The sequence below is a fragment of the Streptomyces flavochromogenes genome (assembly GCF_000717595.1).
Classification (GTDB): Bacteria; Actinomycetota; Actinomycetes; order Streptomycetales; family Streptomycetaceae; genus Streptomyces; species Streptomyces flavochromogenes.
On record NZ_JNZO01000005.1, the window covers coordinates 109,591 to 135,102 of the forward strand.

The 25,512-nt window shown below is 71.7% G+C and carries 21 protein-coding genes, 1 tRNA gene and 1 pseudogene; 15 read left to right on the plus strand and 8 right to left on the minus strand.

Translation table 11 applies throughout. The annotated features are described in order from the left end of the window. Nucleotides 1-44: 44 nt before the first annotated feature. The 4 genes from IF00_RS0106880 to IF00_RS0106895 all read right to left on the minus strand — a co-directional run bounded on the left by IF00_RS0106880 (nt 45) and on the right by IF00_RS0106895 (nt 5,188). Nucleotides 45-428, minus strand: coding sequence for a VOC family protein (locus IF00_RS0106880; protein WP_030315351.1), 384 nt, complete (start codon nt 426-428; stop codon nt 45-47). 109 nt (nt 429-537) lie between these two features. Beyond that, nucleotides 538-1,461 (minus strand): hypothetical protein, encoded by a 924-nt coding sequence (locus IF00_RS0106885; RefSeq protein ID WP_030315353.1) that lies wholly within the window; start codon nt 1,459-1,461, stop codon nt 538-540. A 159-nt stretch (nt 1,462-1,620) separates the two neighbouring features. Then, nucleotides 1,621-4,182, minus strand: coding sequence for an SUKH-4 family immunity protein (locus tag IF00_RS0106890; protein WP_030315355.1), 2,562 nt, complete (start codon nt 4,180-4,182; stop codon nt 1,621-1,623). A gap of 7 nt (nt 4,183-4,189) precedes the next feature. Next, entirely contained in the window at nt 4,190-5,188 is a 999-nt protein-coding gene (locus IF00_RS0106895) for an SMI1/KNR4 family protein (protein ID WP_030315356.1), read from the minus strand. A 267-nt stretch (nt 5,189-5,455) separates the two neighbouring features. Between IF00_RS0106895 and IF00_RS0106900 the strand changes: the two genes are divergently transcribed. Together IF00_RS0106900 and IF00_RS0106905 are read left to right on the plus strand one after the other, a co-directional pair. After that, entirely contained in the window at nt 5,456-5,971 is a 516-nt protein-coding gene (locus IF00_RS0106900; RefSeq protein ID WP_030315360.1) for a YwqJ-related putative deaminase, read from the plus strand. A 10-nt stretch (nt 5,972-5,981) separates the two neighbouring features. Further along, nucleotides 5,982-6,473, plus strand: a complete 492-nt coding sequence (locus IF00_RS0106905) for an SUKH-3 domain-containing protein (RefSeq protein WP_030315362.1) — start codon at nt 5,982-5,984, stop codon at nt 6,471-6,473. Here the strand turns inward: IF00_RS0106905 and IF00_RS0106910 are convergent. Further along, the gene (locus IF00_RS0106910) at nt 6,460-7,782 is read right to left on the minus strand and encodes a sensor histidine kinase (protein ID WP_030315363.1); all 1,323 of its coding nucleotides are present in this window, start codon (nt 7,780-7,782) and stop codon (nt 6,460-6,462) included. The genes IF00_RS0106905 and IF00_RS0106910 overlap by 14 nt on opposite strands. 115 nt (nt 7,783-7,897) lie before the next feature. Here IF00_RS0106910 and IF00_RS41000 point away from each other — a divergent pair. From IF00_RS41000 to IF00_RS43170, 8 genes and pseudogenes are all read left to right on the plus strand, one after another. Beyond that, a pseudogene (locus IF00_RS41000) lies at nt 7,898-8,666 on the plus strand (hypothetical protein). Between the two features lie 29 nt (nt 8,667-8,695). Beyond that, nucleotides 8,696-8,767: transfer RNA gene (locus tag IF00_RS0106920), tRNA-Gln, on the plus strand. Nucleotides 8,768-8,877: 110 nt separating this feature from the next. Continuing rightward, complete coding sequence (gene glmU, locus IF00_RS0106925; RefSeq protein ID WP_030315365.1) at nt 8,878-10,326, plus strand: bifunctional UDP-N-acetylglucosamine diphosphorylase/glucosamine-1-phosphate N-acetyltransferase GlmU; 1,449 nt, start codon at nt 8,878-8,880, stop codon at nt 10,324-10,326. A 121-nt stretch (nt 10,327-10,447) separates the two neighbouring features. After that, entirely contained in the window at nt 10,448-11,422 is a 975-nt protein-coding gene (locus IF00_RS0106930) for a ribose-phosphate diphosphokinase (RefSeq protein WP_030315367.1), read from the plus strand. A 265-nt stretch (nt 11,423-11,687) separates the two neighbouring features. Continuing rightward, nucleotides 11,688-12,275, plus strand: a complete 588-nt coding sequence (locus IF00_RS0106935; RefSeq protein WP_030315368.1) for a 50S ribosomal protein L25/general stress protein Ctc — start codon at nt 11,688-11,690, stop codon at nt 12,273-12,275. A 99-nt stretch (nt 12,276-12,374) separates the two neighbouring features. After that, nucleotides 12,375-12,971, plus strand: coding sequence for an aminoacyl-tRNA hydrolase (gene pth, locus IF00_RS0106940; protein WP_030315370.1), 597 nt, complete (start codon nt 12,375-12,377; stop codon nt 12,969-12,971). 42 nt (nt 12,972-13,013) lie between these two features. Continuing rightward, entirely contained in the window at nt 13,014-13,457 is a 444-nt protein-coding gene (locus IF00_RS0106945; RefSeq protein ID WP_030315371.1) for a hypothetical protein, read from the plus strand. 178 nt (nt 13,458-13,635) lie between these two features. Then, nucleotides 13,636-14,385, plus strand: coding sequence for an LPXTG cell wall anchor domain-containing protein (locus IF00_RS43170; protein ID WP_245234451.1), 750 nt, complete (start codon nt 13,636-13,638; stop codon nt 14,383-14,385). Nucleotides 14,386-14,471: 86 nt separating this feature from the next. Here the strand turns inward: IF00_RS43170 and ppc are convergent, their stop codons facing one another. Beyond that, a complete protein-coding gene (ppc, locus tag IF00_RS0106955; protein WP_030315375.1) occupies nt 14,472-17,201 on the minus strand; it encodes a phosphoenolpyruvate carboxylase in 2,730 nt (909 codons plus the stop codon). Nucleotides 17,202-17,450: 249 nt separating this feature from the next. Here ppc and IF00_RS0106960 point away from each other — a divergent pair, with 249 nt between their 5' ends. The 4 genes from IF00_RS0106960 (at nt 17,451) to IF00_RS0106975 (ending at nt 22,979) form a co-directional block, all read left to right on the plus strand. After that, the gene (locus IF00_RS0106960) at nt 17,451-18,422 is read left to right on the plus strand and encodes an acyl-CoA desaturase (RefSeq protein ID WP_030315378.1); all 972 of its coding nucleotides are present in this window, start codon (nt 17,451-17,453) and stop codon (nt 18,420-18,422) included. Beyond that, entirely contained in the window at nt 18,422-19,105 is a 684-nt protein-coding gene (locus IF00_RS0106965) for a TetR/AcrR family transcriptional regulator (RefSeq protein WP_030315379.1), read from the plus strand. The genes IF00_RS0106960 and IF00_RS0106965 overlap by 1 nt, the downstream gene beginning before the upstream one ends. Before the next feature lie 199 nt (nt 19,106-19,304). Further along, on the plus strand, nt 19,305-21,044 hold the full coding sequence (locus tag IF00_RS0106970) for an FG-GAP-like repeat-containing protein (protein WP_030315380.1): 1,740 nt from the start codon (nt 19,305-19,307) through the stop codon (nt 21,042-21,044). A 213-nt stretch (nt 21,045-21,257) separates the two neighbouring features. Next, nucleotides 21,258-22,979 carry an FG-GAP repeat domain-containing protein gene (locus IF00_RS0106975; protein ID WP_245234452.1) on the plus strand — a complete coding sequence of 574 codons (1,722 nt, stop codon included), beginning with the start codon at nt 21,258-21,260 and terminating at the stop codon, nt 22,977-22,979. A 74-nt stretch (nt 22,980-23,053) separates the two neighbouring features. On the opposite strand, the gene IF00_RS0106980 is transcribed toward IF00_RS0106975, so the two are convergent. Continuing rightward, nucleotides 23,054-23,896: a trans-aconitate 2-methyltransferase gene (locus IF00_RS0106980; protein ID WP_030315383.1), complete on the minus strand. Its 843-nt coding sequence runs from the start codon at nt 23,894-23,896 to the stop codon at nt 23,054-23,056. A gap of 163 nt (nt 23,897-24,059) precedes the next feature. Here IF00_RS0106980 and IF00_RS0106985 point away from each other — a divergent pair, with 163 nt between their 5' ends. Beyond that, nucleotides 24,060-24,557: a MarR family winged helix-turn-helix transcriptional regulator gene (locus IF00_RS0106985; RefSeq protein WP_030315385.1), complete on the plus strand. Its 498-nt coding sequence runs from the start codon at nt 24,060-24,062 to the stop codon at nt 24,555-24,557. On the opposite strand, the gene IF00_RS0106990 is transcribed toward IF00_RS0106985, so the two are convergent. After that, nucleotides 24,516-25,301, minus strand: coding sequence for a response regulator transcription factor (locus IF00_RS0106990; RefSeq protein WP_030315386.1), 786 nt, complete (start codon nt 25,299-25,301; stop codon nt 24,516-24,518). The genes IF00_RS0106985 and IF00_RS0106990 overlap by 42 nt on opposite strands. Between the last annotated feature and the right edge of the window lie 211 nt (nt 25,302-25,512).

Here is a 25,512-nt window from a genome sequence, read left to right on the forward strand (position 1 = left end):
CCCGCGCCCCCGCCCGCGGCGGGACGCGCCGGTACCGGCCTCGGTCACACGCCGCCCTGCCGCTTCCGGGGCGAGAGGCAGAACGGGTGCCCCGCCGGGTCCAGGACAACCCGCCACCGGTCGGGGCACGGCTGCGCCTCCGGTACGGTCGCGCCCCACTCGACGAGCCGGGCCACCGCCTCGTCGAGGTCGTCGACGTCGAAGTCGAGGTGCGACTGCTGCGGCACGTCCTGGCCCGGCCAGGTCGGGGGGCGGTGGTCGTCGACCCGCTGGAAGCCGATCAGCAGCCCGCCCTCACCGCCGCCGAGCCCGGCGAACTCCCCGTCCGAGCGTTCGTGGAGCGGGAGCCCGGTGGCCCGGTGGTAGAAGTCGGCGAGGGCCAGGGGGTCGGCGCAGTCGAGGTTGACCGCCGTCAGTTTCATCAGCATGACCGACGAGCCTACTTCGCACCTCCGGAGTCCTTCGGACCTCCAAGTCACCCCGCGCCCGGTCCTGTTCCGGGCTCGGTTCCGGGCCTCGCCCTGAGTCCTAGCCCTGCTAGGCGTCCGGGCCCTGCTCGGAGTCCGGCCCCTGCCCGGAGTCCGGGCCCTGCTCGGAGTCCGGGCCCGCCACCCGCCCCGTCAGCGCCGCCAACGAGTTGCGGATGTGGTCCATGTGGCCGTGGATCTCGTCCCGGACCTCCTCGTGCTCCCGCAGCACCCGCTCCGTCTCGCGCTCGACGCGCTCCGCCTTCATCCGCGCCTCCGCGAGCAGCGCGGCCGCTCTCGCCTCCGCGTCCTCCTGGCCGTGCCGGGCCTGCTCCTCGGTCTCCGCCAGGGACCGCTGCGCCTCCGCGAGCCCCGCCTCCGCCGCGGCGGTCAGCCCTTCGTGGTGGGCGTCCAGGGCGGTCGCCCGGCCCTCCGCCGTACGCTCCGCCTCCTCCCGTACGGCCGTCTGCTCCGCGCCCTGCTCCGCGAGGAGATCCGCCGCGCGCCGCCCGGTCTCCTCGAAGACCTCCCGCGCCCCGGCCAGCCGCTCCTCCGCCTCGCGCCGCGCCTCCGTCGTCAGCTCCTCGGCCCGCGCCCGCGCCGTGGCCAGGGTCGTGCCCGCCGCCGCGTCGGCCGCCGCCCGGACGCCCTCCGCGTACGCCCGCGCCGCCTCCGCCGCCTCCCGGCCCGCCGCCTCCGCCGCCTCCGCGAGGGACTGCGCCTCCGCCTCGGCGGTCCGTACGAGGGTCTCGTCCTCCAGCTCCGCCAGTTCCAGGATCTTCCCCGCCCGGTCGCCGAGGGTCTCGTACCGGTGCGGCACCAATGCCTCCACGGCCGCCCGCAGACGGGCCGCCTCGGCCTCCGTCTCCTTGGCGAGGACGGTGAGCCGTGCGGCCCGCTCCCAGGCGGCGTCACGTTCCGCGGAGAGCGCGGCGAGACGGCGGTCGACCTGCTCGGGCCGGTACCCGCGCCCCCGTCCGACAGCGAAACTCATCCCTGGCGCCCCTTCCCTGTGCCCGACCCCGAACGTCCAGGATGCTGCATCAGAACGGACAAAAGGCGCCCAACGTGCATACACGTCGAGCGCCTTTCATCACATTCTGTCCAGCAGAGTCTGTCCAGCGGCGTCAGCGGGAAACCCCGGGCCCACCTTCTACAGCAGCCCGTCCCACATCTGCTCCAGCAGCACCGACCACCAGTTCTCCGGCGACGACAGCGCCGCCGGGTCCACCATCGCCAACTGCGCCTGGAAGTCGACCGTCCAGCGGCCCGCCTGCTCCGGGTTCAGCCCGAACCGAAGCCGCCACATCCGGCCGAGCAGCGCCATCGCACGCGTGAACTCCGGCAGCCCGGTGTTCACGAACTGCGGCGGCACCGACTGCCCGCCGGGACCGGCCTCCACCGGCACCGCCACGATGTGCGCGGTCCCGTACTGGACACAGATCGCCCGGCCGAAGTCCGAACCGAGCACCAGGTACGAACTCGCGTCCGGCGCGGGCTGGACCTGCCGCTGCGCCGCGAGCTCGGCCAGCGTCGGCACCACCGGCACCGCGGGCTGCGCCCAGAAGAACGGCCCGAAGTCCGCCGGCAGACCCGCCCACACCAGCGTGCGCGCCACCAGCTCCGGCACGCCCTGCCGCGACACGGCGCGCTGGTCGAAGCGGAGGATGCCGGGACCGAACGCCCCGGCCAGTTCCTGCGCGATCGCCTCCGGCGGCACCGGCGGCGCCGGCTGTACCTGCGGCAGCGGCGCCCGCACGGGCGCCGGCCGCGCGGGACCGTCCGCGACCTGGTGCAACTCGCCCTGATGAGTGAGAAGTTGCTGCATGCCCTGCTGACGGCCCGCGTGATCACGACCGTACGGGGCGATGCTGGTGATCCGCGCCTGCGGCCAGGTCTCCCGGATCATCCGCGCGCAGTAACCACCGGGCAGCTCACAGGACTCCAGCTCCGTGTGGAGTTCGAGCACCTGCTGCGGCGGCACGTTCATCGCGCGCAGCTCGTGCAGGATCTGCCACTCCGGGTGCGGGGTGCCCGGCGCGGAACGCCGGATGATCTGCGCCTCGGAACCGTCGGGCGCGCGGTAGCGCAGCACCGCCTGGTAGCCGGGACCGACCGTCGGCTGACCCGCCGGCTGCGGATACCCGTACGCGGGGGGTACGGCCCCGGGCACCGGACCGGGTACGGGACCCGGCGCGGGCGGCGGCACGTGACCGCCGTGCAGCGGCGGCGGAGGAGGAGCCGGCGGCCCCGGAGGCTGCGGCGCCGTCGGACCGGCCTGACCCGGGTGGGCCAGCATCGTCGCGGCGTGCTCGATACCGCCCGCGGGCGTACCGGGCACACCCGGCGGCGGCGGGGGCGGCGGAGGCGCGCCCGGACCGCCCTGGTTCGGGTGCGCCAGCATCGTCGCGGCGTGGTGCACGGGCTGCGGCGGCGTCGGCGGACCGGGCGGGGCCGGAGCGGGCGGCGGACCGGGCGGACCCGGCTGCGCGGGAGGCCGTGGCCCCTCGGGCCCGAGCTGCGACACCAGCTGGGTGGGGATGTACGCACCGGCACCCGACGAGCCGCCGGGGACACCCGGGGCCCCCGGCGGCGGGGGCGCAGCCGGACCGCGCCCGCTCTTCGGCGGCAGCGCGGCCTTGCTGGTCGCCGCGTCCGCGATGTCCCGGGCACCCGGCGCCGTGGGCGCGGGGGCGGGAGGCGGCGGCACACCGGGACCGGCGGACTGCGGAGGCGCGGGAGCATGAGGCGCGGACGGTGCCGCCGGTGCGGGCGGACCCGCCGGAGCACCGCCCGGCGGCGGCGCGGAGGGGTCGAGCCGGGGCGCCACGGCGGTCGGGGGCAGGGCGCTGCCGCCCTTCATCAGGGCGGTCGGCGCGTCGGCACCCACCTGCGGCAGCGGGGTGTCCTCGTCGTCCGCCCCCGACAGCGGCGGCGCGAAGACCGTCGCGGGCAGCGGCACCGCCCCGTCCGCGCCACCGGAACTCGCGTTGGCGTCGGCCCACGGGCTCGGCGCGGGCGGCGGAGTCGGCGCGGGTACGGCAACGGGCGCCGGGGCGGGCACGGGCGGAGCCGGAGGCGCGACCGGAGCAACGGGAGCCGCCGCGGCAGGGGCCGGAGCCGCACCCGCGCCCGGCGTCTCCGCCGGAACCCCGTCCATCGCGGTCGGCTCGTACGCGACGGCACCCGCCACCGCGGACACCCCCGCACCCTCCGACGAGGACGACGACGAGGCGACCGAGGCCGAGGGGCCCGTCTCCCCCGCCGCCACCGGCTCCGACGCGTCGTCCATCGGCGCCGCCGAACTCCCGCTCTCCTGCGAGGCGTTCGGCTGCTTCGGCAGCCCGATCCGGTCCGCCGCGTCCTGCAGCCACTCCGGCGGACTCAGCAGGAACGACGTCTGGTTCAGATCGATCCGCGCCGCCGGCACGGCCGCCTGCGCCGGGACCTCCTCCGAGGTCCCGTACTCCTCCTCGTACCGGCGGATCACCTCACCCACCGGCAGCCCCGGCCACAGCGTCGCCTCACCGCTGTCCCGGGCGATCACCAGCCGCTGACGCCCGCCGTCCGACGTCGGACCGCCCTCGCGGTCCTCCGCCCACACCACGAACCCCAGCTCGAATTCCCGCACCCGCACCTCACGGTGCTGATACGACGGCAGGTCGCCGTTGATCCATTCCTCGGCGCGCTCCTGCGCCTGCGCGAACGTCACCACAGCCCACTCACTCCCCCACCGGGACGACCGGCACCGCTCGCGCGAAGCCGCCGTCCACCATCAGGTTCGCCACCGTCTCCAGCTCCGGCGGATTGCCCGCGAGCCGCTGGAGGAACGCGTCGAAGTCCGCACCACAGGGCAGCAGCAGCCGCTCCACCCGCTCACCCACCGACCAGCCCGCCGCCACCTCGCCGGAGTCCCGGGCGTCGTCGTACGCGCAGAACCACACCGAACCGACCCCCTCACCCCGCACCTTCAGCGCGATCAGACCGCCCTGGACGAACGCCACGCCCAGGTAGTCCTTGGTCAGATGGTCACGGAGGCACTTGTTGACATAGACGAGGTCGTTGACCCCCGCCTCCTCGCGCACCGTGAAGAACGGCTGGTCGACCAGGAGCCCCAGCTCCGCGTCGAGCGCCGCACCCACCGGGGCGCACCCGCCGGCGGCCCGCAGGAACGAGCGGTACGCCCCCGGAAGCCGGTAGCCGAGATCCTCCTCGACGCCCTGGAGCTGCTGCTCCGACACCGACACCAGACCCTTCGGCAGCCCGAAGTGCGCCGGCCGGGTCTCCTGCAACGGGCGCGTGCCCCGCTTCGCGTGGTCCACGGCGGCCGTCGCCACCCCGCCGTGGTGGCGCAGCAACGCCTTCACCTCGACCGGGACCAGCTCCATCCGGCGACTGCGGGCCACGTGATGCCAGGTCCAGCCGTGCGGCGTCGCCACCGACGGAATCGTGTCCCACAGCTCATGACCGGTCGCCGCCATCGCCGCGTTCGCCGACACGTAGTCCGTGAGCCGCAGCTCGTCGACGCCGAAACCCTCCGGCGGGTCGGCGATCTCGGCCGCCGCGCGCGCGTACGGCGAGAAGTCCGGGTGACCGAACTCGTCCACCCGCACCCCTCGCGGGTGCCGGGAGGCCCGGACCGGGTCCGGGAAGTGCACGACCTGCCCGGCGTAGGCCGCGTTCGGTGGCGCGGTGTCCTGCCCGAGCCGACCTGTCGTCATGGCGGTTGCCCCCTGCACTGGCGTCGCTGACTGCTACTACCCGCAGCCGCTGGCTGCTCCTGACTGATGCCGCACAGCCTATGCGCTGCCACAAGAGCCCGAACCGGCCCGATCCGACGGTGACCAACTGTCACGACGCCATGACAGATGCACCATGATTACGACACACCGAAGCCGCGTTACAGCGCCCCAGCTTCCCCATATGGCTCCCTATTTGGCAGGCTGTCCACGCAACTCGGGGGATTGCAGGAGGGGAAGACGAGCACCATGCACGCAGCACCGACACCCACACAGGGTGACCCACGCCTCAACTGGAGCAGCAGCGCCGACACCACACGCGCGCCGTTACTGCGTCAGCGCCGCGACGGCATTCTTCCCACCGTCGGGGCAGCCCTCTCCGTCCGCGGCGAGACGGCCCTCACCTGCACCGCCGCCCGCGGCGACCGGCCGCCCGCCCTGCACGCCCTCGTCCAGGACTTCCTGGACACCCTCACCAGCGGCCAGCGCGAGCGCTTCACCGGGCGGTGTCCCGAGGCGATCCTGCTCTCCCGGCACCTCACCGCCACCGAGAACGCCCGCTCCAAGCGCGCCCAGCGCAAACCGCTCACCCCCGGCGAGGCCCGCCGCTCCCTCAAGCACGCCAAGCTCACCGCGCGGCACATCCGCGAGGACGGCGACCCCCTGCACGGCAGCTACGCCGCACCCTGCCGTTCCTGTACGGCGATGCTCGCCCACTTCGGCGTCCGCACCGTCGACCCCACCGCGCCCGACGAGAACGGCTGACCGCACCCTCATGCCCGACCACCTCAGCACCACCCGGTTCCCGGTCAACGTCGACGCCGCCCTCCGCGAGGCCGGCTGGCAGCCCGGCCGCTGGGACATCAAGCTCGCCGAAGAATGGGCCGACACCCTGCGCGCCCACCTCTCCCCCGCGGGACACCGGCACAGCGTCTTCCCCGCCGTCGTGGAGGCCTGGGCCGAGTTCGGCGGCCTGCGGATCACCGCGCCCGGCCACGGCCGCCAGATAGCGCCCGCGGCCGTCCGCTTCGACCCGCTCGCCGGACTCCACCTCTCCCGCACCCTCGCCGACCTCGGCCGCGCCCTGGACACGGAGCTCGCGCCGCTCGGCGAGGAGGGCGACCACCAGGCGATCCTCGCCATGGACATGGAGGGGCGGGTCTACAGCCTCGACCACGCGGGCGACTGGTACCTCGGCAAGGACATCGACACGGCGCTCTCGACCCTCGTCACGGGCGCGCAGCCGACCCGCCTCACGGCCGGGTGACCGTCGGCAGCACCGCCGACACCTTGAATCCGCCCGCGTCGGTCGCCCCGGAGACGAACACCCCGCCGAGCTTCAGCACGCGCTCGCGCATGCCGACGAGCCCGTTCCCGCCGCTCGGCAGCCGTACGTCGGCGACGCCCGCGTCCGAAGGGCACGGACCGTTCTCCACCTGCATCGCGACCTCGGCCTCCCGGTGCGCGAGCCGCACCACGACCTCGGCACCCGCCGCGTGCTTGTGGACGTTGGTCAACGCCTCCTGCACCACGCGGTACGCCGTCCGCTCCACCTCCGGCGGATAGGCCCGCGCGTCACCGATGACGACGAACTCCACCACCGCCCCCGCGAGCCGGGACTGCTCACAGAGTCCCTCCAGCGCGTCCAGCGAGGGCCCGTCCTCGGCGGCGGCCTCGGCGGCAGCGGCGGCGGCCCGCCCGACGGCCGCCAGCGGCACCGGCGCGGGGGTCACCGGAGCGGCCCCCTCCCGCAGCACCCCCAGCATCTCCCGCAACTCGGTCAACGCCTGCCGCCCCATGTCCCCCACCAGGGCGGCGTTCCGCACGGCCTTCTGCGGATCCTTCAGCGCCACCGCCTGCAGCGCCGCCGCGTGCACCACCATCAGCGACACCCGGTGCGCCACCACGTCGTGCATCTCGCGGGCGATCCGCGTGCGCTCCTCCTGCCGCGCCCACTGCGCCCGCTGCTCCGCCCGGTCCGCAAGGAGCGACAGCTCCTGCTCCAGGCTGTCCGCCCGCTCCCGCAGGCTCTCCATGAGCCGGCGGCGCGCCCCTATGTAGAGGCCGAAGAGCAACGGCGGCGCGTTGAGCCCGAGCGTCATGAAGAGCGAGACGACGGGCACGTACCAGCCGCTCGGGTCGATGTCGGGCTCCCCGACATCGGCCTGGGCGACGTCCTGCCGCATCCGCACCACGGTCACGACGAACACGGCGACCGTCGACATCCCGGCGAGCAGCGCGGTGATGCGCCGGGGGACCTCGGAGGCGGCGAGCGAGTAGAGCCCGACGATCCCCATGAGGAAGCCCATCTCGGCGGGCGTCACGGCGATCGACACGAGCACGACCCCGATGGGCCACCGCCGCCGCCCGATCAGCACGGACCCGACGAGCAGCCCGAACAGCACTCCCACGGGCACGGGCAGCGAGGCCTGCTCGGCGAACCGCACCCCTTCGAACCCGCACTCGACGGCGGACACGAGGGCGAGCCCCCCATCGAGAACGGCGCTCCGCCGTCTCCCCCACCACCACCAATTCCCGACGCCCACGGCGTCCCGGTCTGCCCCCGTTGCGGTCATACCCACCACCCTACGGGCGAGCCCCGGCGTCAATGCCGGGGACACCAGTCCCTCGAACTGTCGAATCGCCAAGGTTTTCGACTCGGGCGTCCGCATTCCGGACGACGGTGTTCACATGACAGCCGACACCGGCAAGTACGCGGACTTCGAGGGCGTGCGCGGGCAGGCGGTCGCACTCCGCCGCGAGGGACTCAGCCTCCGCCAGATCCGCGACCGGCTGCGGATCTACAACAACGGCCTTCTCCACCGCCCGGTGAAGGGGGAGCCCGCACCCGAGTGGACGAAACGCCCGAACGCGAAGGACGACCTCAGGGACCGCGCCAGGGAACTCCGCCTCCAGGGCATGACCTACGACCAGATCCAGGTCGAGCTCGGCTGCTCGAAGAGCTCGATCTCCCTGTGGGTCAGGGATCTACCGAAAGTCGACCACCGAACCCCTGCCGAGCAAGGCAGGGAAGCCGCACTGAAGCGATGGGCCCACGAGAGCCCCCTCCGTGAGGCCGCACGCCAAACAGCCGTTCAAGCCCAACCGTCGCGATGAAAACGTCACCTTCATCAACAGCGACCCTGGAGTCATCGGCGTCTACCTCGCATGGCTCGACCTCTTGCAGATCCCACGGGAGCGGCTCCGGTTCCGGTTGATGATCCACGAGTCCGCCGACGCGAGCGGCGCGGAGGAGTACTGGGCCGACCTCGCGGGGATCCCCCGTGCGCAGCTGCAGAAGACGACGCTCAAGAAGCACAATCCGAAGACGGTCCGGAAGAACACCGGGTCCGACTACCGGGGATGCCTGATCATCCGGGTGGCCGCCGGCTGTCACTTGTACCGTCGCATCGAGGGCACCTGGTACGGCATAGTGGGGGCCATCAGGCCAGCGGACTGACAGTATGTCCGTTTTGGTGGATAACGCCATCCCCTGTGGTGTAATCGGCAGCACTGGGACCTTTGGAGTCCTATGTCCGGGTTCGAGTCCTGGCAGGGGAGCGTGCTTGGTTCGGGTCCTGACCGTCACGGTCAGGACCCGCACTCATGTCCGCCACCCTGCCCCCCGGTATCCTTCGTGCGTCCACCACCCAAAGCCGAAGGGCATTCCCGTGAGCGCCAACCGCCCGGCAGCCGTCGTCGTCCTCGCAGCGGGTGAGGGCACCCGCATGAAGTCGAAGACCCCCAAGGTCCTCCACGAGATCGCCGGGCGCTCGCTCGTCGGGCATGTCGTGTCCGCCGCCCGGGAGCTGGAGCCCGAGCACCTCGTCGTGGTCGTCGGGCACGCCCGCGAGCTGGTGAAGGGCCACCTGGAGGAGCACTACGCCGGGACCCGCACCGCCGTCCAGGAAGAGCAGAACGGCACCGGGCACGCGGTGCGGATGGCCCTGGAGGAGCTCGGGCAGGCGCCCGAGGGGACCGTGGTCGTCGTCTGCGGCGACACCCCGCTGCTGTCCGGTGAGACGCTGCGCGCCCTCGCCGACACCCACGCCGCCGACGGCAACGCCGTCACCGTGCTGAGCGCCGAGGTCCCGGACTCCACCGGATACGGGCGGATCGTGCGGGACCGGGCGACCGGAGCCGTGACCGAGATCGTCGAGCACAAGGACGCCTCGGACGAGCAGCGCGCCATCCGCGAGATCAACTCCGGCGTGTTCGCGTTCGACGGGCAGCTGCTCGCCGACGCCCTCGGCAAGGTCCGGACGGACAACAGCCAGGGCGAGGAGTACCTCACCGATGTGCTGAGCATTCTGCGTGAGGCCGGGCACCGCGTCGGCGCCTCCGTCGCCGGCGACCACCGCGAGATCCTCGGGATCAACAACCGCGTGCAGCTCGCCGAGGCCCGCGCCCTGCTGAACCGGCGGCTGATCGAGCGGGCCATGCTCGCCGGTGTGACCGTGGTCGACCCCGCGTCCGTCTTCGTGGACGTCACCGTGACCTTCGAGGCCGACGCCGTCGTCCTGCCCGGTACGCAGCTCCTCGGGGCGACGCACATCGGCGAGGACGCCGTGGTCGGCCCGAACACGCGCCTGACGGACACCCGGGTCGACAAGGGCGCCCGGGTGGACAACACCGTCGCCTACTCGGCCGTCATCGGCGAGAGCGCCTCCGTGGGGCCGTTCGCGTACCTCCGCCCGGGCACGAACCTCGGCCGGAAGTCCAAGGCCGGCACCTACGTCGAGATGAAGAACGCGACGGTCGGCGAGGGCACCAAGGTCCCCCATCTGTCGTACGTGGGCGACGCCACGATCGGCGAGTACACGAACATCGGCGCGGCGAGCGTCTTCGTGAACTACGACGGCGAGGCGAAGCACCACACCACGATCGGGTCGCACTGCCGGACCGGGTCGGACAACATGTTTGTGGCTCCCATCACGATCGGGGACGGTGCGTACACCGCCGCGGGGTCCGTGATCACGAAGGACGTGCCGGCCGGCTCGCTCGCCGTCGCCCGGGGCCAGCAGCGGAATATCGAGGGTTGGGTGGCCCGGAAGCGTCCCGGCAGCGCTGCCGCGCAGGCCGCTCAGGCCGCATCGGAGGACTCCGTCGGCGAAAGCTGACCGGAAACGGGTACGTCGAACTCGGCGTACCGTGATACGTGCACACAAATTCGGCTGGCTCGCACACGCGCACGACAGCTCGTGGAACGCGGCCAGACAACACGTCTGAGGAGACAGTGCTGTGACCGGGATCAAGACGACCGGCGAGAAGAAGCTGATGCTCTTCTCCGGCCGCGCCCACCCCGAGCTGGCCGAGGAGGTCGCGCACCAGCTGGGCGTCGGCCTCGTTCCGACCAAGGCGTTCGACTTCGCCAACGGTGAGATCTACGTCCGCTTCCAGGAGTCGGCCCGTGGCGCGGACTGCTTCCTGATCCAGAGCCACACGGCTCCGATCAACAAGTGGATCATGGAGCAGCTGATCATGATCGATGCTCTGAAGCGGGCCTCCGCCCGGAGCATCACCGTGATCATCCCGTCGTACGGCTACGCCCGTCAGGACAAGAAGCACCGCGGCCGCGAGCCGATCTCGGCGCGCCTGGTCGCGGACATGCTGAAGACGGCCGGCGCGGACCGCATCCTGACGGTGGACCTGCACACGGACCAGATCCAGGGCTTCTTCGACGGCCCGGTGGACCACCTGTCGGCGCTGCCGGTGCTCGCGGACTACGTGGGCGCGAAGGTCGACCGCTCCAAGCTGACGATCGTCTCCCCCGACGCGGGCCGCGTGCGGGTCGCCGACCGCTGGTGCGACCGTCTGGACGCCCCGCTGGCGATCGTGCACAAGCGTCGCGACAAGGACGTCGCCAACCAGGTCACCGTGCACGAGGTCGTCGGTGACGTGAAGGGCCGCGTCTGCGTCCTGGTGGACGACATGGTCGACACCGGCGGCACGATCTGCGCCGCGGCGGACGCGCTGTTCGCGCACGGCGCGGAGGACGTCATCGTGACGGCCACCCACGGCATCCTCTCGGGCCCGGCGGCGGACCGGCTGAAGAACTCCAAGGTGAGCGAGTTCGTGTTCACGGACACGCTGCCGGTGCCGGGCGCGCTGGAGCTGGACAAGATCACGGTGCTGTCGATCGCGCCGACGATCGCGCGCGCGGTGCGCGAGGTGTTCGAGGACGGTTCGGTGACGAGCCTCTTCGAGGAGCACTGAGCCGTAGCCGCACAGCACGCGGCAGGCACTACGTGAGGGCCGTTCCCCGTTCGGGGGAGCGGCCCTCCGCCGTGTTTGAGTGATCGAATTGGGTGGTAGGGCGGCGGGCCGGTAGACTGCCGTAGTTGCTCGGCGAGGGAGGCCGTACCCGTACGGATGTACAGGGTCACGGCGGTCCGTTATCGACGCGCTCTTCGTAGCAGGCCATCGCCAGTCGTGGCCGGGTGACCCAGGTTTTTCGTCACCTTTCTACGAGGAGTGCACCATGTCCGAGGTCAAGCTCGCCGCTGCCGTCCGTACCGAGTTCGGCAAGGGCGCCGCCCGTGCGATCCGCCGCAACAACCAGGTTCCCGCCGTCGTCTACGGCCACGGTTCCGAGCCGGCGCACGTGACCCTCCCGGCCCACGACCTCGCCCTCGCGCTGCGTACGCCGAACGTCCTGCTCTCCCTGGACGTCGACGGCAAGAACGAGCTGGCGATCCCGAAGGCCGTCCAGCGTGACGCCATCAAGGGCTTCCTCGTCCACGTCGACCTGCTGCTCGTCAAGCGCGGCGAGAAGGTCACGGTCGAGATCCCGGTCCACGCCGAGGGCGAGCTCGCCGCCGGTGGCAACCTGCTCGAGCACGTACTGAGCACCCTCTCCATCGAGGCCGAGGCCACCCACCTCCCCGAGGCCGTCACGGTCTCCGTGGAGGGCCTGGAGGCCGGTGCCTCCGTCCTCGCCGGTGACATCACCCTGCCGAAGGGCTCGACCCTGGTGACCGACGCCGAGGCCGTCGTCCTCCAGGTCCTGGCCGCCCAGGCCGAGGAGCCGGCCGCCGAGGCCGAGGCCACCGAGGGCGAAGAGGCCTGAGCCGTAGGCTCTGCTTGACGTGACGGGGTGACGGGCCGCACGGCCCGTCACCCCGTTTTTTCGTATCTGGACGTACCTGGACGAGGAGACCCGACGCACATGACCGATGACGCGAACGCGCCCTGGCTGATCGTCGGCCTCGGCAATCCCGGGCCCGAGTACGCGGCCAACCGGCACAACATCGGGTTCATGGTGGCGGACCTGCTCGCCGACCGGATCCGGGGCTCGTTCAAGCGGGCGGGGAAGGCGCAGGCGCAGGTCGTCGAGGGCCGGATGGGCCCCCCGGGGCCGGCGAGCCGTCGGGTGGTCCTCGCGAAGCCGATGTCGTACATGAACCTGTCGGGTGGCCCGGTGACGGCGCTGCGCGACTTCTACAAGGTGCCGACGGCGAACATCGTGGCGATCCACGACGAGCTGGACATCGACTACGGGGTGCTGCGGCTGAAGATCGGCGGCGGGGACAACGGGCACAACGGCCTGAAGTCGATGACGAAGTCGATGGGTGCGGAGTACCACCGGGTGCGGTGCGGGATCGGGCGTCCGCCGGGCCGGATGCAGGTGGCGGACTTCGTCCTGAAGGACTTCTCGTCGACGGAGCGCAAGGACCTGGACTGGTTCGTCGACCGGGCGGCGGACTCGGTGGAGTGCCTGGTGGCGGAGGGTCTGGAGCGGGCGCAGTCCGCGTACAACTCCTGAGGCCGGTGGGGCTCTCGCGGTACGACTGTACGATCGCGGGTCATGACGCACGTCCGTAACGCCGCCATGGCCCTGGTCGCCCTCCTTCTCGTGGTCGCGGGCGCCTGGGCCTCCTGGAACTCGGCCCAGCACGTCCTGCTCGCCAAGGGGCGGGAGCACGGCACGCTGACGGTGACCGGCTGCACCGACGACACGTGCAGCGGCCGCTACGCCCCGGAGGACGCCTCCTCGACGCGCAGGACGCTGACGATCGCGCGTTCCGTGGCGGCGGAACAGGGCGTGACGATCCCGGTCGTGGTGAAACCCGGCACGGACGAGGGCGTACGGACGGGCTGGGGCGGCGGTCTGCACGCGTGGCTGCCGCTGGGCGGGGCGCTGTTGCTCGCGGCGCCGCTGATCGGTGGCGGTCTGCGGCTGCCGAGGACGGCGTGGTCGATGGCGGGGACGGGCGCGGCGCTGCTCGTGGCGGCGTTCTTCGCGCTCTGAGGGTTGTGCCCGGACTCCACCGATTCCCGGCCGGATCGTTATGGAGCTCTGACTTAAAGCTGACTTAAGGCGACGGATAGGCTGCCCTCCTGCCACCCCCCACGGCATCCCTCATCCCATAGATGGACGACTGCACATGCGACGTTCTCTCATCCCTGCCGCTGCGCTTGTCGCTGCCATGGCAGGTTCCCTCGTCCTGGCTCCGGTGGCTTCCGCGTCGGAGGCTCCCAAGCCCGCGACGCTGCCCCTCCACCAGGTCGAAGAACTTCCCCTGACCGCCGAGGAGTTCGGCGAGAAGGGCGAGTGCCCGCCGGTTCCGGCCGGCAAGGACGGGTGGCACTTCGTCCTGCCGGGCAGCGGCAAGGGCGACTCCGCGGTCTTCACCAAGCTGACGGTGGAGTTCGAGCCGGGTGGTGTCCAGACCATCACCACGTTCGGTCCGCCGAGCGACAAGCACGCCTACGCGACCTCCGAGCCGGGCGCCAAGCTGGTCGCCGCCTCGGCCGAGGTCTCCGCCCCGGTCAAGCAGGGCTGGTTCAACCTGTCCCACACCTGCCCGGCCACCCCGGTCACCGAGACTCCCGGCACGGAGACCCCCGGCACCGAGACCCCCGGTACCGAGACTCCTGGCACCGAGACTCCTGGCACCGAGACCCCCGGTACCGAGACCCCGGGTACCGAGAGCCCCGCTCCGTCGGAGACCCCGGGTGCCTCCGAGACCCCCGGCGCCTCGGAGACCCCCGGTGGCACCGAGTCGCCGTCCGCCACCGCCCCCGCGGGTGGGACCGGCGGCACCGGCAGCACGGGCGGCGACCTCGCCGAGACCGGCTCCAGCGCCCCCGTCGGCATTCTCGCCGCCGTCGCCGTGGCCCTCGCGGGTGCCGGCGCGTTCCTGGTGACCCGCCGTCGCAAGGCCCAGCAGCACTAAGGGCCGGCGGTACCGACGTACCCCGTCGCGAAGGTGCCCCCGTGGAGGAGTCTCCACGGGGGCACCTTCGCGTGTACGGCCGGGCGTCAGCCGGTGTTGCGCAGGCCCGCGGCCACGCCGTTCACGGTGAGGAGCAGGGCCCGCGCGAGCAGCGGGTCCGGTTCCTCGCCGCGCTCGGCGGCGGTGCGCTGGCGGTCGAGCAGGGCGACCTGGAGGTAGGAGATCGGGTCCAGGTAGGCGTCGCGGATGGCGAAGGTCTGCTGGAGGACCGGGTTGGAGTCCAGGAGCTTCTCGCCGCCGGTGATCCTGAGGACCTCGGCGACGGTCAGCGCGTGCTCGGCCTCGATGGTGTCGAAGACGTGCTTGAGGTCGTCGGGGACCAGGGTGTCGACGTAGTGGCGGGCGATCCGCAGGTCCGTCTTCGCGAGCGTCATCTCGACGTTGGAGAGGAAGTTGCGGAAGAAGTGCCAGCGCTCGTGCATCTCGCCGAGGACCGCTTCGAGGCCGGCCTCGCGCAGGGCCTTGAGGCCGGAGCCGACACCGAACCAGCCGGGGACGATCTGGCGGGACTGGGTCCAGCCGAACACCCAGGGGATGGCGCGGAGTCCGTCGAGGGAGACGCCGGAGCCGGGGCGGCGAGAGGGCCGTGAGCCCAGGTGCAGGTCGGCGAGCTGGTCGACGGGGGTGGAGGCGAGGAAGTACGCCGGCAGGCCGGGGTCCTCGACCAGCTTGCGGTACGCGGTGTGGGCGGCGTCGGAGACGGTGTCCATGGCCGCGTCCCAGCGGGCCAGGGCCTCGTCGGACTGGCGCGGCGCGGTGTGGAGGGCGGAGGCCTGCAGCGTGGCGGCGACCGTCAGTTCCAGGTTCTCGCGGGCCAGGGACGGGATCAGGTACTTGTCGGAGATGACCTCGCCCTGCTCGGTCACCTTGATCTCGCCCTCCAGGGTGCCCCAGGGCTGGGCGAGGATCGCGTCGTGCGAGGGGCCGCCTCCGCGGCCGACCGTTCCCCCGCGGCCGTGGAACAGCCTCAGCCGGACCCCGTAACGGTGGGCGACGTCCCTCAGCCTCCGCTGGGCCCGGTGGATCTCCCACTGGCTCGTGGTGATGCCGCCGAACTTGGAGGAGTCCGAGTAGCCGAGCATGACCTCCTGGACGTCGCCGCGGAGCGAGACGAGGCGCCGGTAGGAGGGGTCGGCGAGCATGCCGTCGAGGATGACGTCGGCGGCCTTGAGCTCGTCGGTGGTCTCCAGGAGCGGCACGATGCCGATCTTGGCCCAGCCGCCGTGAAGGTCGATCAGTCCGGCCTCGCGGGCGAGGACGGCGGCGGCGAAGACGTCGTCGGCGCCCTGGCACATCGAGATGATGTAGGACTCGATGACCTCGGGGCCGAAGCGCTCGAAGGCTTCCTTGATGGTGTGGAAGACACCGAGGGTCTTCTCGCCGGCGGCGTCCAGCGGGGCCGGGGTGGGCGCGAGCGGGCGGCGCGAGCGAAGCTCCTTGGCGAGGAGCTTCTGCCGGTAGTCGCGCGGCATGTCGGCGTACCGCCAGGACTCCTCGCCGAGGCGGTCGAAGAGCTGGCCGAGGGCGTGGTGGTGGGCGTCGGCGTGCTCGCGGACGTCCATGGTCGCGAGCTGGAGGCCGAAGGCGGAGAGGGTGCGGATGGTGCGGTCCATCCGGCCGTCGGCGAAGAGCGCGCCGCGGTGCTCGCGCAGCGAGGTCTGGATCAGGGTGAGGTCGTGGACGAGCTCGGCGGTGCCGAGGTAGTCGCGGCCGTCCTGGTGGGGGGTGCCGGAGGCGAGGCGCTCGCGGGTGTTGACGAGCTTCTGCCGGATGCAGGTGGCCTTGAGGCGGTACGGCTCCTCGGCGTTGAGGCGCTTGTAGCGGGGGCTGATCTCCGGGAGGAGTTCCAGGTCGCGCTGGAGGGAGTCCAGGAGTTCCTGGGTGGCTCCGGCGTAACGGATGGAGTTGGAGAGCAGTCCGCGCAGGTAGTCGACGAGTTCGAGGGCGTCGGTGATGCCGTGCTCGTGCTGGAGGATCAGGACGTCCCTGGTCACCTGGGGGGTGACGTTGGGGTTGCCGTCGCGGTCGCCGCCGATCCAGGTGCCGAAGGTGAGCGGGCGGGTGCCGGCGGGGAGTTCGACGCCGACGCGCTCCAGCTCGGCGGCGAGGTCCTCCAGGACGTCGCCGACGGCGCCGGCGTGCAGCTCGTCGAGGTAGTAGATGGCGTTGCGGGCCTCGTCGGCGGGCTCGGGGCGGACGACCCGGAGTTCGTCGGTCTGCCAGATGAGGTCGATGTTCTCGGCGAGCCGCAGGTCGAGGCGGCGCCGGTCGGCCTCGATGACCGGGGTCTCCAGGAGGGCGGCGATGCGGCGCAGCTTGTTGAGGACGGAGCGGCGGGCCGCTTCGGTGGGGTGCGCGGTGAAGACGGGCCGGACGTTGAGGTTCTTGACCGTCTCGCGGACGTGCTCGGGGTCGCCGTCCTTGAGCATGTCGGCGGTGCGGGCGAGGAGGCCGCCCTCGGCGGCGCGCTTCTCGCGCATCTCGCGGCCACGGTGGACCTGCTCGGTGACGTTCGCGAGGTGGAAGTAGGTGGAGAAGGCGCGTACCAGCTTGGCGGCGGTCTCGAGTTCGACGCCGCGGAGCAGCTCGGCGGCGGCCTCGCCGTCCTCGCGGGTGAGGCTGCGGACCCGCTCGACGAGGTCGAGGAGCTCGTGGCCCTCCTGGCGGACGAGGGTCTCGCCGAGGAGGTCGCCCAGTCGGCGGATGTCGGCGCGCAGCTCGGCGCTGGCGGTGGGGGTCTGGTCGGCACTGCTCACAGGTGCGGCTCCTTGCAGTGTTTGAGCACGTCTGGAGGGGTTCTGGAGGCTTGCGGACCGCGCTGTCCGACGCACCCAGGATAGGTGTCCATCTGCCGGACAGCGGTCAGGGTCCCCTTGTGCCCCCTTGCCGCGTGCCCCGGCGCTGCCATACTTACGACGCCGTAGGTTACGGAGGCGTAGCCTCGCGCTCTTTTCATACCGTTCCGCTCTCTTTCATCCTCATCCCTTCTTCCCCAGGGGACACCTATGACCACCAGCCCTGAGTTGCTCGAAACCCAACAGGACCACCTGCCCTCCGGCACGCTCGGCGGGGACAAGAAGCGATCGATCGAGCAGATCACGCTGCTGCTGTTCATCACGGTGCCCTTCATCGCCCTGATCGCGGCGGTACCGCTGGCCTGGAGCTGGGGCGGCGTGTCGTGGCTCGATCTGGGTCTGCTGGTGGCGATGTACTACATCGGCTGCCACGGCATCACGATCGGCTTCCACCGTTACTTCACCCACGGTTCGTTCAAGGCCAAGCGGCCGCTGCGGATCGCGCTCGCGATCATGGGCTCGCTCGCGGTGGAGGGTCCGCTGGTGCGCTGGGTGGCGGACCACCGCAAGCACCACAAGTTCTCGGACGCGGAGGGCGACCCGCACTCGCCGTGGCGTTTCGGCGAGACGGTGCCGGCCCTGATGAAGGGTCTGTGGTGGGCGCACATCGGCTGGATGTTCGACGAGGAGCGGACGCCGCAGGCGAAGTACGCGCCCGATCTGATCAAGGACCCGGCGATCCGGCGGATCTCCCGTGACTTCATCTTCTGGACGATGCTGTCGCTCGCGATCCCGCCGGTGGTGGGCGGTCTGGTGACGATGTCCTGGTGGGGCGCGTTCACCGCGTTCTTCTGGGGTTCGCTGGTGCGGGTCGCGCTGCTGCACCACGTGACCTGGTCGATCAACTCGATCTGCCACGCGGTGGGCAAGCGTCCCTTCAAGTCGCGGGACCGTTCGGGCAACGTGTGGTGGCTGGCGGTGCTGTCCTGCGGCGAGTCCTGGCACAACCTGCACCACGCGGACCCGACGTCGGCGCGGCACGGGGTGCTGCGCGGCCAGGTCGACTCCAGCGCGCGGCTGATCCGCTGGTTCGAGCTGGCGGGCTGGGCGTACGACGTGCGCTGGCCGGCGAAGGAGCGCATCGAAGCCCGCCGCCAGAGCGCGTCCGCAGACGCGGCATGATGGAAGACGTGGCGATCGACGGCAGGACCAGTGGCACCGGCAGCGGCGAGCAGAAGCCCCGGCGGGGCCGCCGGGTGCGGATGACGGGCGCGGAGCGCCGGGAGCAGCTGCTGGACATCGGCCGGACGCTCTTCGCGGAGAAGGGCTTCGAAGGCACGTCGGTGGAGGAGATCGCGGCGAAGGCCGGGGTCTCCAAGCCGGTGGTGTACGAGCACTTCGGGGGCAAGGAGGGGCTGTACGCGGTCGTGGTCGACCGGGAGATGCGCCAGCTCCTCGACGGGGTGACGGGGGCGCTGACGGCGGGGCATCCGCGGGAGCTCCTGGAGCAGGCGGCGTTCGCGCTGCTCGACTACATCGAGAACTACACGGACGGTTTCCGGATTCTCGTACGGGACTCCCCGGTGGCGCAGTCGACGGGCACGTTCGCGTCGCTGATCAGCGACATCGCCACGCAGGTGGAGGACATTCTGGGCCTGGAGTTCAAGGCCAGGGGCTTCGACCCGAAGCTGGCGCCGCTGTACGCGCAGGCGCTGGTGGGGAGTGTGGCGCTGACGGGTCAGTGGTGGCTGGACGTCCGCAAGCCGAAGAAGGCGGAGGTCGCGGCGCATCTGGTGAACCTGGCGTGGCACGGTCTGGACGGTCTGGAGCCGAAGCCGCGGTTGATAGGGCACCGGAAGAACTGACCGCCCGGTCGACTTCGGAGAGTAAAGCTCTGGCACAGGCCTCCCGGGTAGGTAGAATCCGTTTCAACATCCCGGGGGGTGTCCGACCGTCGAACGAGGTCGTCTCCGCATGCCCACTGGCCTGCGCTGACGCCGTTCGACGCTGTGCGAGCCCCCCTGTTTGGTTCTGTCGAACCTCTGATCTCCTGGGGGGGATCTCTTGCTTTTCCTGAACTCCAAGCGTTCTCGTCGTGTCGCCGCGTGCACCGCGCTCGCCCTCTCGGCCGGCATGCTGCTCGCGGGCCCGGCCTCCGCCGACACCCCGGTGCCGGTTCCGTCGGTCGAGAAGGCGACGCCCTCCTTCACGCCTCCGAAGCTGACGCTCCCGAAGAAGGACGGCGCCCGTACGGCCGCCCGTGCGGGGCAGGACGCCGGTCGCGCCGACGTGACCTCGGCCGCCGCCACGTCCCTGCCGCTGTCCGACCTCGACGGTGACGGCGTCGACGACTTCATCTACCGCGCGGTGGACGGCGAGCTCTACTCGAACACCAGCACGGGGACCGAGAACGCCTTCGACCTCTTCCGCTACGAGGACGTCGCGAAGGACATCATCCCGATCGGCAACCAGAGCGGCAGCACGACCGAGCCCGAGGTGCTCGTCCTCTCCGAGAACGGCACTCTCACCCTCTACACCGACGCCGATCCCTCCGGCACCCCGTACTCCAAGGTGGTGGGCGGCGGCTGGCAGATCTACAACAAGGTCGCCTCGCCCGGCGATGTGAACGGCGACGGCCGCGCCGACGTGGTCGCCCGCACCCAGGACGGCGCGCTGTACCTGTACCTGGGCACCGGCAGCGCGACCGGGCCGCTCGGCACCCGGATCCTGGTCGGCAGCGGCTGGGGCGTCTACGACCAGATCGTGGGCCTCGGCGACGGCACCGGCGACGGCAAGGCCGACCTCTACGCCCGCGACACCGCCGGCACGCTGTGGTTCTACGCCGGTACGGGCGACAAGAACAAGCCGTTCGGCACCCGCACGTCCATCGGCGGCGGCTGGGGCGCGTACAACCAGATCCTGCGCGGCGGCGACGGCGACCTGCTGGCCCGTGACAACGCGGGCACGCTCTTCTTCTACCCCGCCAACGGCAACGGCACCCTGGGCGGCCGCCAGCAGGTCGGCGCCGTGGGCGACCTGACGGGCATCACGCAGCTCGCCGGCGCGGGCAACAACCCGTACACGGGCAAGGGAAGCGTCCTCGCGACCACCCCCGGCGGGGCGCTGTACGCGTACTTCCACTCCGCCACCGGCAAGCTGGAGGCGCGCGTGGAGCTCCTCGGCCCGGGCGAGGCGAGCGGTATGACCGTCACGAACCTGTCCTCGCTGAACGCGGACGGCTCCGCCGACATCGCCGTCCAGGCCAACGGCGACCCGTCCGGCGGTCTGTACATCGGCGAGTACACGATCGGCAGCGGCTGGGGCGTCTACAACAGCCTCGTCGGCCCGGGCGACCTGAGCGGCGACGGCAAGGGCGACCTGCTGGCCCGCGACCGCTCCGGCAACCTGTACCTGTACAAGGGCAACGGCCAGGGCGACAAGTTCGCGACGCGCATCAAGGTCGGCTCCGGCTGGGGCGCGTACAACAAGATCCTCGGCGCCGGCGACTTCACCGGTGACGGCCGCACCGACATCGTGGCCCGCACCTCGGGCGGCGACCTGTACGTGTACCCGGGCACGGGCAACGCGACGGCCGCGTTCAAGACGCGTGTGAAGGTCGGCAGCGGCTGGAACACGTACACCAAGGTGATCGCCCCCGGCGACCTGAACGCCGACGGCAAGGCCGACCTGCTGGCCGTGACCTCGGGCGGCGACCTGTACCGCTACCTGACCACGGCGCCGAACAAGTTCTCCGCGCGGACCAAGCTCGGCGGCGGCTTCCAGGCCTACAACTCGATGTCGTAACGCCGTCTCCCGGACAGCCGGGTGCGCCCCGTACCGGACTCCGGCACGGGGCGCACCCCTTTCCCGGAACCCTCTGTCACCCCCGGGCGGTATGCTCCCGAAGACCCGGGGGTGTTCGCCCTCCGTACGCGCTTTCTGCCGTACGGAGATGCCGTGGACGCCCGTTCCCGGTCCGACGACATTCTGATCCCTGGGGGGGATCTCTTGCGCTCTGTGCACCTCACGCGTGCCCGCCTCGCGGCCTGCACCGCTCTCGTCCTCTCGGCGGGCATGCTGCTCGCGACCCCGGCGTCGGCCGATCGGCCCGCGCCTCCCCACCCCGCCGTCGAGAAGCCGACGGCCGACTTCACCCCGCCGCCGCTGACGCGGGCGACGCCCGGCACGGCCCGTGCGGGTGCCTCCGCCGCCGCCGATGCCGCCGCCACGGGGTCCAGGGTCCCCGCGCCGCTGTCGGACTTCGACGGCGACGGAGTGAGCGACCTGATCTACCGCGGCTGGGACGGCAACCTCTACACCTCGCTGGCCGCGGGCGGGGGCGGCGCCTTCAACGGGACCGCGTCCGAGCCCGCGAAGGACATCGTCCCGATCGGCAACCAGGACGTGACCGGCGGCGGCCCCGAGGTCCTGACGCTCTCGGAGCAGGGCACGCTCACGATGTACGCGGACGCCACGCCCACCTCGGCGGCGTACGCGTGGCAGGGCAAGGGCTGGCAGATCTACAACAAGCTCTTCTCGCCCGGTGACGTGAACGACGACAACCTGGCGGACCTGCTCGCCCGCGACACCAGCGGCAACCTGTACCTGTACTACGCGACCGGCACGCGCAGCGCGCCGTTCTCGGCGCGGGTGAAGCTCGGCCCCGGCTGGAACATCTACGACCAGCTCGTCGGCCTCGGTGACAACAACCGCGACGGCTGGACCGACCTGTACGCCCGTGACACCGCCGGCACCCTGTGGTTCTACGCGGGAACCGGCGACAAGAACAGGCCCTTCGGGACCCGGGTGTCGGCCGGTCCCGGCTGGAACATCTACAACACGATCGTTCCCGTGGGCGACGACAACGGCGACGGCAGCGGCGAACTGCTCGCCCGCGACGCCAAGGGCACCTTCTGGTACTACACCGGCAAGGGCAACGGCACGCTGGCGCCCCGTACGCAGGCCAGCTCGGTGGGCGGCTGGGAAGGCGTCCCGCAGTTCGGCGGGGCGAGCAACAACCCGGTCGCCGGCACCAAGGAAGGCGTCCTGGCGCGGGACGCGGCCGGCACGATGTTCTGGTACGGCAGCCGGACCAACGGCGTGCTCACCACGCGCAGCCAGTACGGCAGCTCCGGCGGCTGGCGGGGTGCCGACTACACGCACCTGTCCTCGCTGGACCCGGACAACTCGTCCGACGTGGCGCAGCTCTTCGACAACGGCCTCTACATCGACGGTGTCTTCCTCGGTTCGGGCTGGGGCGTCTACAACGCGCTCGTCGGCCCGGGCGACCTGAGCGGCGACGGCAAGGGCGACCTGCTGGCCCGCGACCGCTCCGGCAACCTGTACCTGTACAAGGGCAACGGCCAGAGCACGACGTTCGCGACGCGCGTCAAGGTCGGCAGCGGCTGGGGCGCCTTCAACAAGATCGTCGGCGCGGGCGACTACACCGGCGACGGGCGCGCGGACATCGCGGCCCGCACCTCGGGCGGCGACCTGTACGTGTACCCGGGCACGGGCAACGCGACGGTGCCGTTCGGTACGCGGGTGAAGGCCGGCACCGGCTGGAACATCTACACGAAGCTGGTCGCGCCGGGCGACCTGAACGGTGACGGCAAGGGCGACCTGCTCGGGGTGACCTCGGGCGGCGACCTCTACAGCTACCTGAACTCCACGCCGGGCAAGTTCGGCGGCCGGAACAAGGTCGGCACCGGCTTCCAGATCTACAACGCCATGTCGTAGGGCACGCACACGGACACGCGGACGCCCCGCACCGGAGTTCCGGTGCGGGGCGTCCGCGTGTACCGGGCCGCGCGTCAGTGGGGCTTGCGGGCCACGGCGAAGATCCGGCGGAACGGGAACACCGTGCCGTGCGGGCCCCGGGGATAGGCCTCGCGGAGGAGGTCCCGGTACTGGCCGAGGAAGGCGTCGATCGCGTCCTGGTCGTCGCCCAGGGTGGTGAGGACGGGCCGCAGGGCCGTGCCCTTGACCCAGTCGAGGACGGGATCCTCGCCCTGGAGCAGCTGGCAGTACGTGGTCTCCCAGACATCCGTCTCGCAGCCGAGGTCGGTGAGGCGGGTGAGGTAGTCGGAGGCGTCGAGGATATGGACGAAGCGCCGGCCCTGGTCGCCCAGGCGGCCGCGCCACTCGGGGGTCTCGCAGAGTTCGCCGAGCAGGGCGTGGCTGGGCGAGGTGAAGTTGCCGGGGACCTGGAAGGCGAGGGTGCCGCCGGGCCGGAGTCCTTCGATCCAGCCGGCGAAGGACTCGGGGTGGTTGGGCACCCACTGGAGGGCCGCGTTGGAGACGATCAGGTCGTAGGGCTCGGTGGGGGTCCAGTGCGCGGCGTCGGCGGGCCGGAAGTCGATCCAGCCGCCGCCGCGGGTGGTGCCGGACCAGTCCTTCTCGGCCTGCTCCAGCATGTCGGGCGAGAGGTCGAAACCGGTGATGTGGGCGTCGGCCCAGCGGTCGGCGATAAGGACCGTCACGTTTCCGGGGCCACACCCGATGTCGGCGATTCGGGCGGGCCGGTCCTGGGCGGGCAGGTGCGGTATTCGGGTGAGCAGGTCGAGGAAGGGCCGTGTGCGGTGGCCCGAGTGACGGAGGTACTGCTGTGGATCCCATGTCGGCGCGGATGGTGCGGCGGATTCCACGGAATGCATGTTCGAAGCCCCCTTGCTGGAACGAGTTGCCGAAGCGGAACGGAGTTCCGGCCGGGTCCCTTCCCCACAGTCCAGGGAAATATATCTTGATTCCAAGATACTCGACATGGAGAAACTCGACCCCAAGAGACTTTATGTCAACAGACCCTCTACACTGATCGTCATGGAGGACGAGGTCGACCGACTGGTCGCAGCATGGCGCCGCGAGCGCCCCGACCTCGACGTGGAACCGCTCGAGGTGCTCAGCCGCGTCTCGCGGCTCGCCCGGCACCTCGACCGCGCCCGTCGACTCGCCTTCTCCGAACACCAGCTGGAGCCGTGGGAGTTCGACGTCCTCACCTCCCTGCGCCGCGCCGGAGCCCCGTACCAGCTCTCCCCCGGCCAGCTCCTGACCCAGACCCTGGTCACCTCCGGCACCATGACCAACCGCATCGACCGGCTCACCAAGAAGGGCCTCGTCGAGCGGCTCCCCGACCCCAGCGACCGGCGCGGCGTCCTGGTCCGGCTCACCCCCGAGGGCCGCGACCGCGCCGACGAGGCGCTCGCCGGGCTGCTCGCCCAGGAGCGGGCCATCCTGGCCCAGCTCTCCCGGGGCCAGCGCGGCGAACTGGCCGCGCTGCTACGCCAGCTGACCGCCCCGTTCGACAACGTCCCCGGATAGTCCGGACAGCGGCGCCTCACCCAGCTGGGCCGGACCCACCCCCGCACGCCTGGCCAGGGCGACCGCCGCCAGGGTGGAGTGCACGCCCAGCTTCCCCAGCACGTTCTGCATATGCGTACGGACGGTGTGCGGGGACAGGAAGAGGCGCTCGGCGACGGCCTTGCGCCCCAGGCCCGCCACCATGCAGCGCAGCACCTCCCGCTCGCGCGGGGTCAGCGACTCCACGAGCCGCTCGCTGTCGGTCCGGTGCTTGCGGGCCGCCGTCAGCTCCCGCAGGACACCCGTGAGCAGCGCGGGCGGCAGATGCGTCTCGTCCCGCAGCACCCCGCGGACCACCGCGAGGAGCCGCTGCAGCGAGCAGTCCTTCGCGACCCAGCCGGAGGCCCCCGCCTGGAGCGCCAGGGCGGCCCGGTGCGGGTCGTCCTTCTCCGCCAGGACGACGGTACGGACGGCGGGCTGCACCCTGCGCACCCCCGCGACCAGGGAGATCCCGTCGACGGCGCCCTCGGCGTCGTCCGGGACCGCGCGGGCCACGGCCCCCGCGGGACCGGCGCCCAGCTCGGCGTCGACGAGCAGCACGTCGAACCTGCGGCCCTCCGCGGCGCCGCGCTCCAGGCAGCGCAGGGCGGCCGGGCCGCTTCCCGCGGCCGCGACGTCGACATCGGGCTCGGCCGCGAGTGCGGCGGCGAGTGATTCGGCGAAGACGCGGTGGTCGTCCACCACGAGGACACGGATACGTGCCACGGACACCCCCAAGTGTCGAGGAACGGGAAACCGACGCGGGCACGACGTCGGAGGCGGGTGCGTCATCCGCGCGGCCGCCGCCGTGCGTTGACTGTTACCCCCGCTTCCGGCGCCGTACCCGACCGGGTCTCGCCCCCTGAACAGCACCGGCCCCCACCGGCGCTGCCCCTCAGAGTAGGGGCGGGGCGTCACGGCGGGGGCCGATTCGGGG

Excerpts from the sequence above, each read along its gene's own strand:
- IF00_RS0106880 (WP_030315351.1), bottom strand. The coding sequence starts at position 428 with ATGCTGATGAAACTGACGGCGGTCAACCTCGACTGCGCCGACCCCCTG.
- IF00_RS0106885 (WP_030315353.1), bottom strand. The coding sequence starts at position 1,461 with ATGAGTTTCGCTGTCGGACGGGGGCGCGGGTACCGGCCCGAGCAGGTC.
- IF00_RS0106895 (WP_030315356.1), bottom strand. The coding sequence starts at position 5,188 with ATGACGACAGGTCGGCTCGGGCAGGACACCGCGCCACCGAACGCGGCC.
- IF00_RS0106900 (WP_030315360.1), top strand. The coding sequence starts at position 5,456 with ATGCACGCAGCACCGACACCCACACAGGGTGACCCACGCCTCAACTGG.
- IF00_RS0106905 (WP_030315362.1), top strand. The coding sequence starts at position 5,982 with ATGCCCGACCACCTCAGCACCACCCGGTTCCCGGTCAACGTCGACGCC.
- IF00_RS0106910 (WP_030315363.1), bottom strand. The coding sequence starts at position 7,782 with ATGACCGCAACGGGGGCAGACCGGGACGCCGTGGGCGTCGGGAATTGG.
- IF00_RS0106935 (WP_030315368.1), top strand. The coding sequence starts at position 11,688 with ATGTCCGAGGTCAAGCTCGCCGCTGCCGTCCGTACCGAGTTCGGCAAG.
- pth (WP_030315370.1), top strand. The coding sequence starts at position 12,375 with ATGACCGATGACGCGAACGCGCCCTGGCTGATCGTCGGCCTCGGCAAT.
- IF00_RS0106945 (WP_030315371.1), top strand. The coding sequence starts at position 13,014 with ATGACGCACGTCCGTAACGCCGCCATGGCCCTGGTCGCCCTCCTTCTC.
- IF00_RS43170 (WP_245234451.1), top strand. The coding sequence starts at position 13,636 with ATGGCAGGTTCCCTCGTCCTGGCTCCGGTGGCTTCCGCGTCGGAGGCT.
- IF00_RS0106960 (WP_030315378.1), top strand. The coding sequence starts at position 17,451 with ATGACCACCAGCCCTGAGTTGCTCGAAACCCAACAGGACCACCTGCCC.
- IF00_RS0106965 (WP_030315379.1), top strand. The coding sequence starts at position 18,422 with ATGGAAGACGTGGCGATCGACGGCAGGACCAGTGGCACCGGCAGCGGC.
- IF00_RS0106980 (WP_030315383.1), bottom strand. The coding sequence starts at position 23,896 with ATGCATTCCGTGGAATCCGCCGCACCATCCGCGCCGACATGGGATCCA.
- IF00_RS0106985 (WP_030315385.1), top strand. The coding sequence starts at position 24,060 with ATGGAGGACGAGGTCGACCGACTGGTCGCAGCATGGCGCCGCGAGCGC.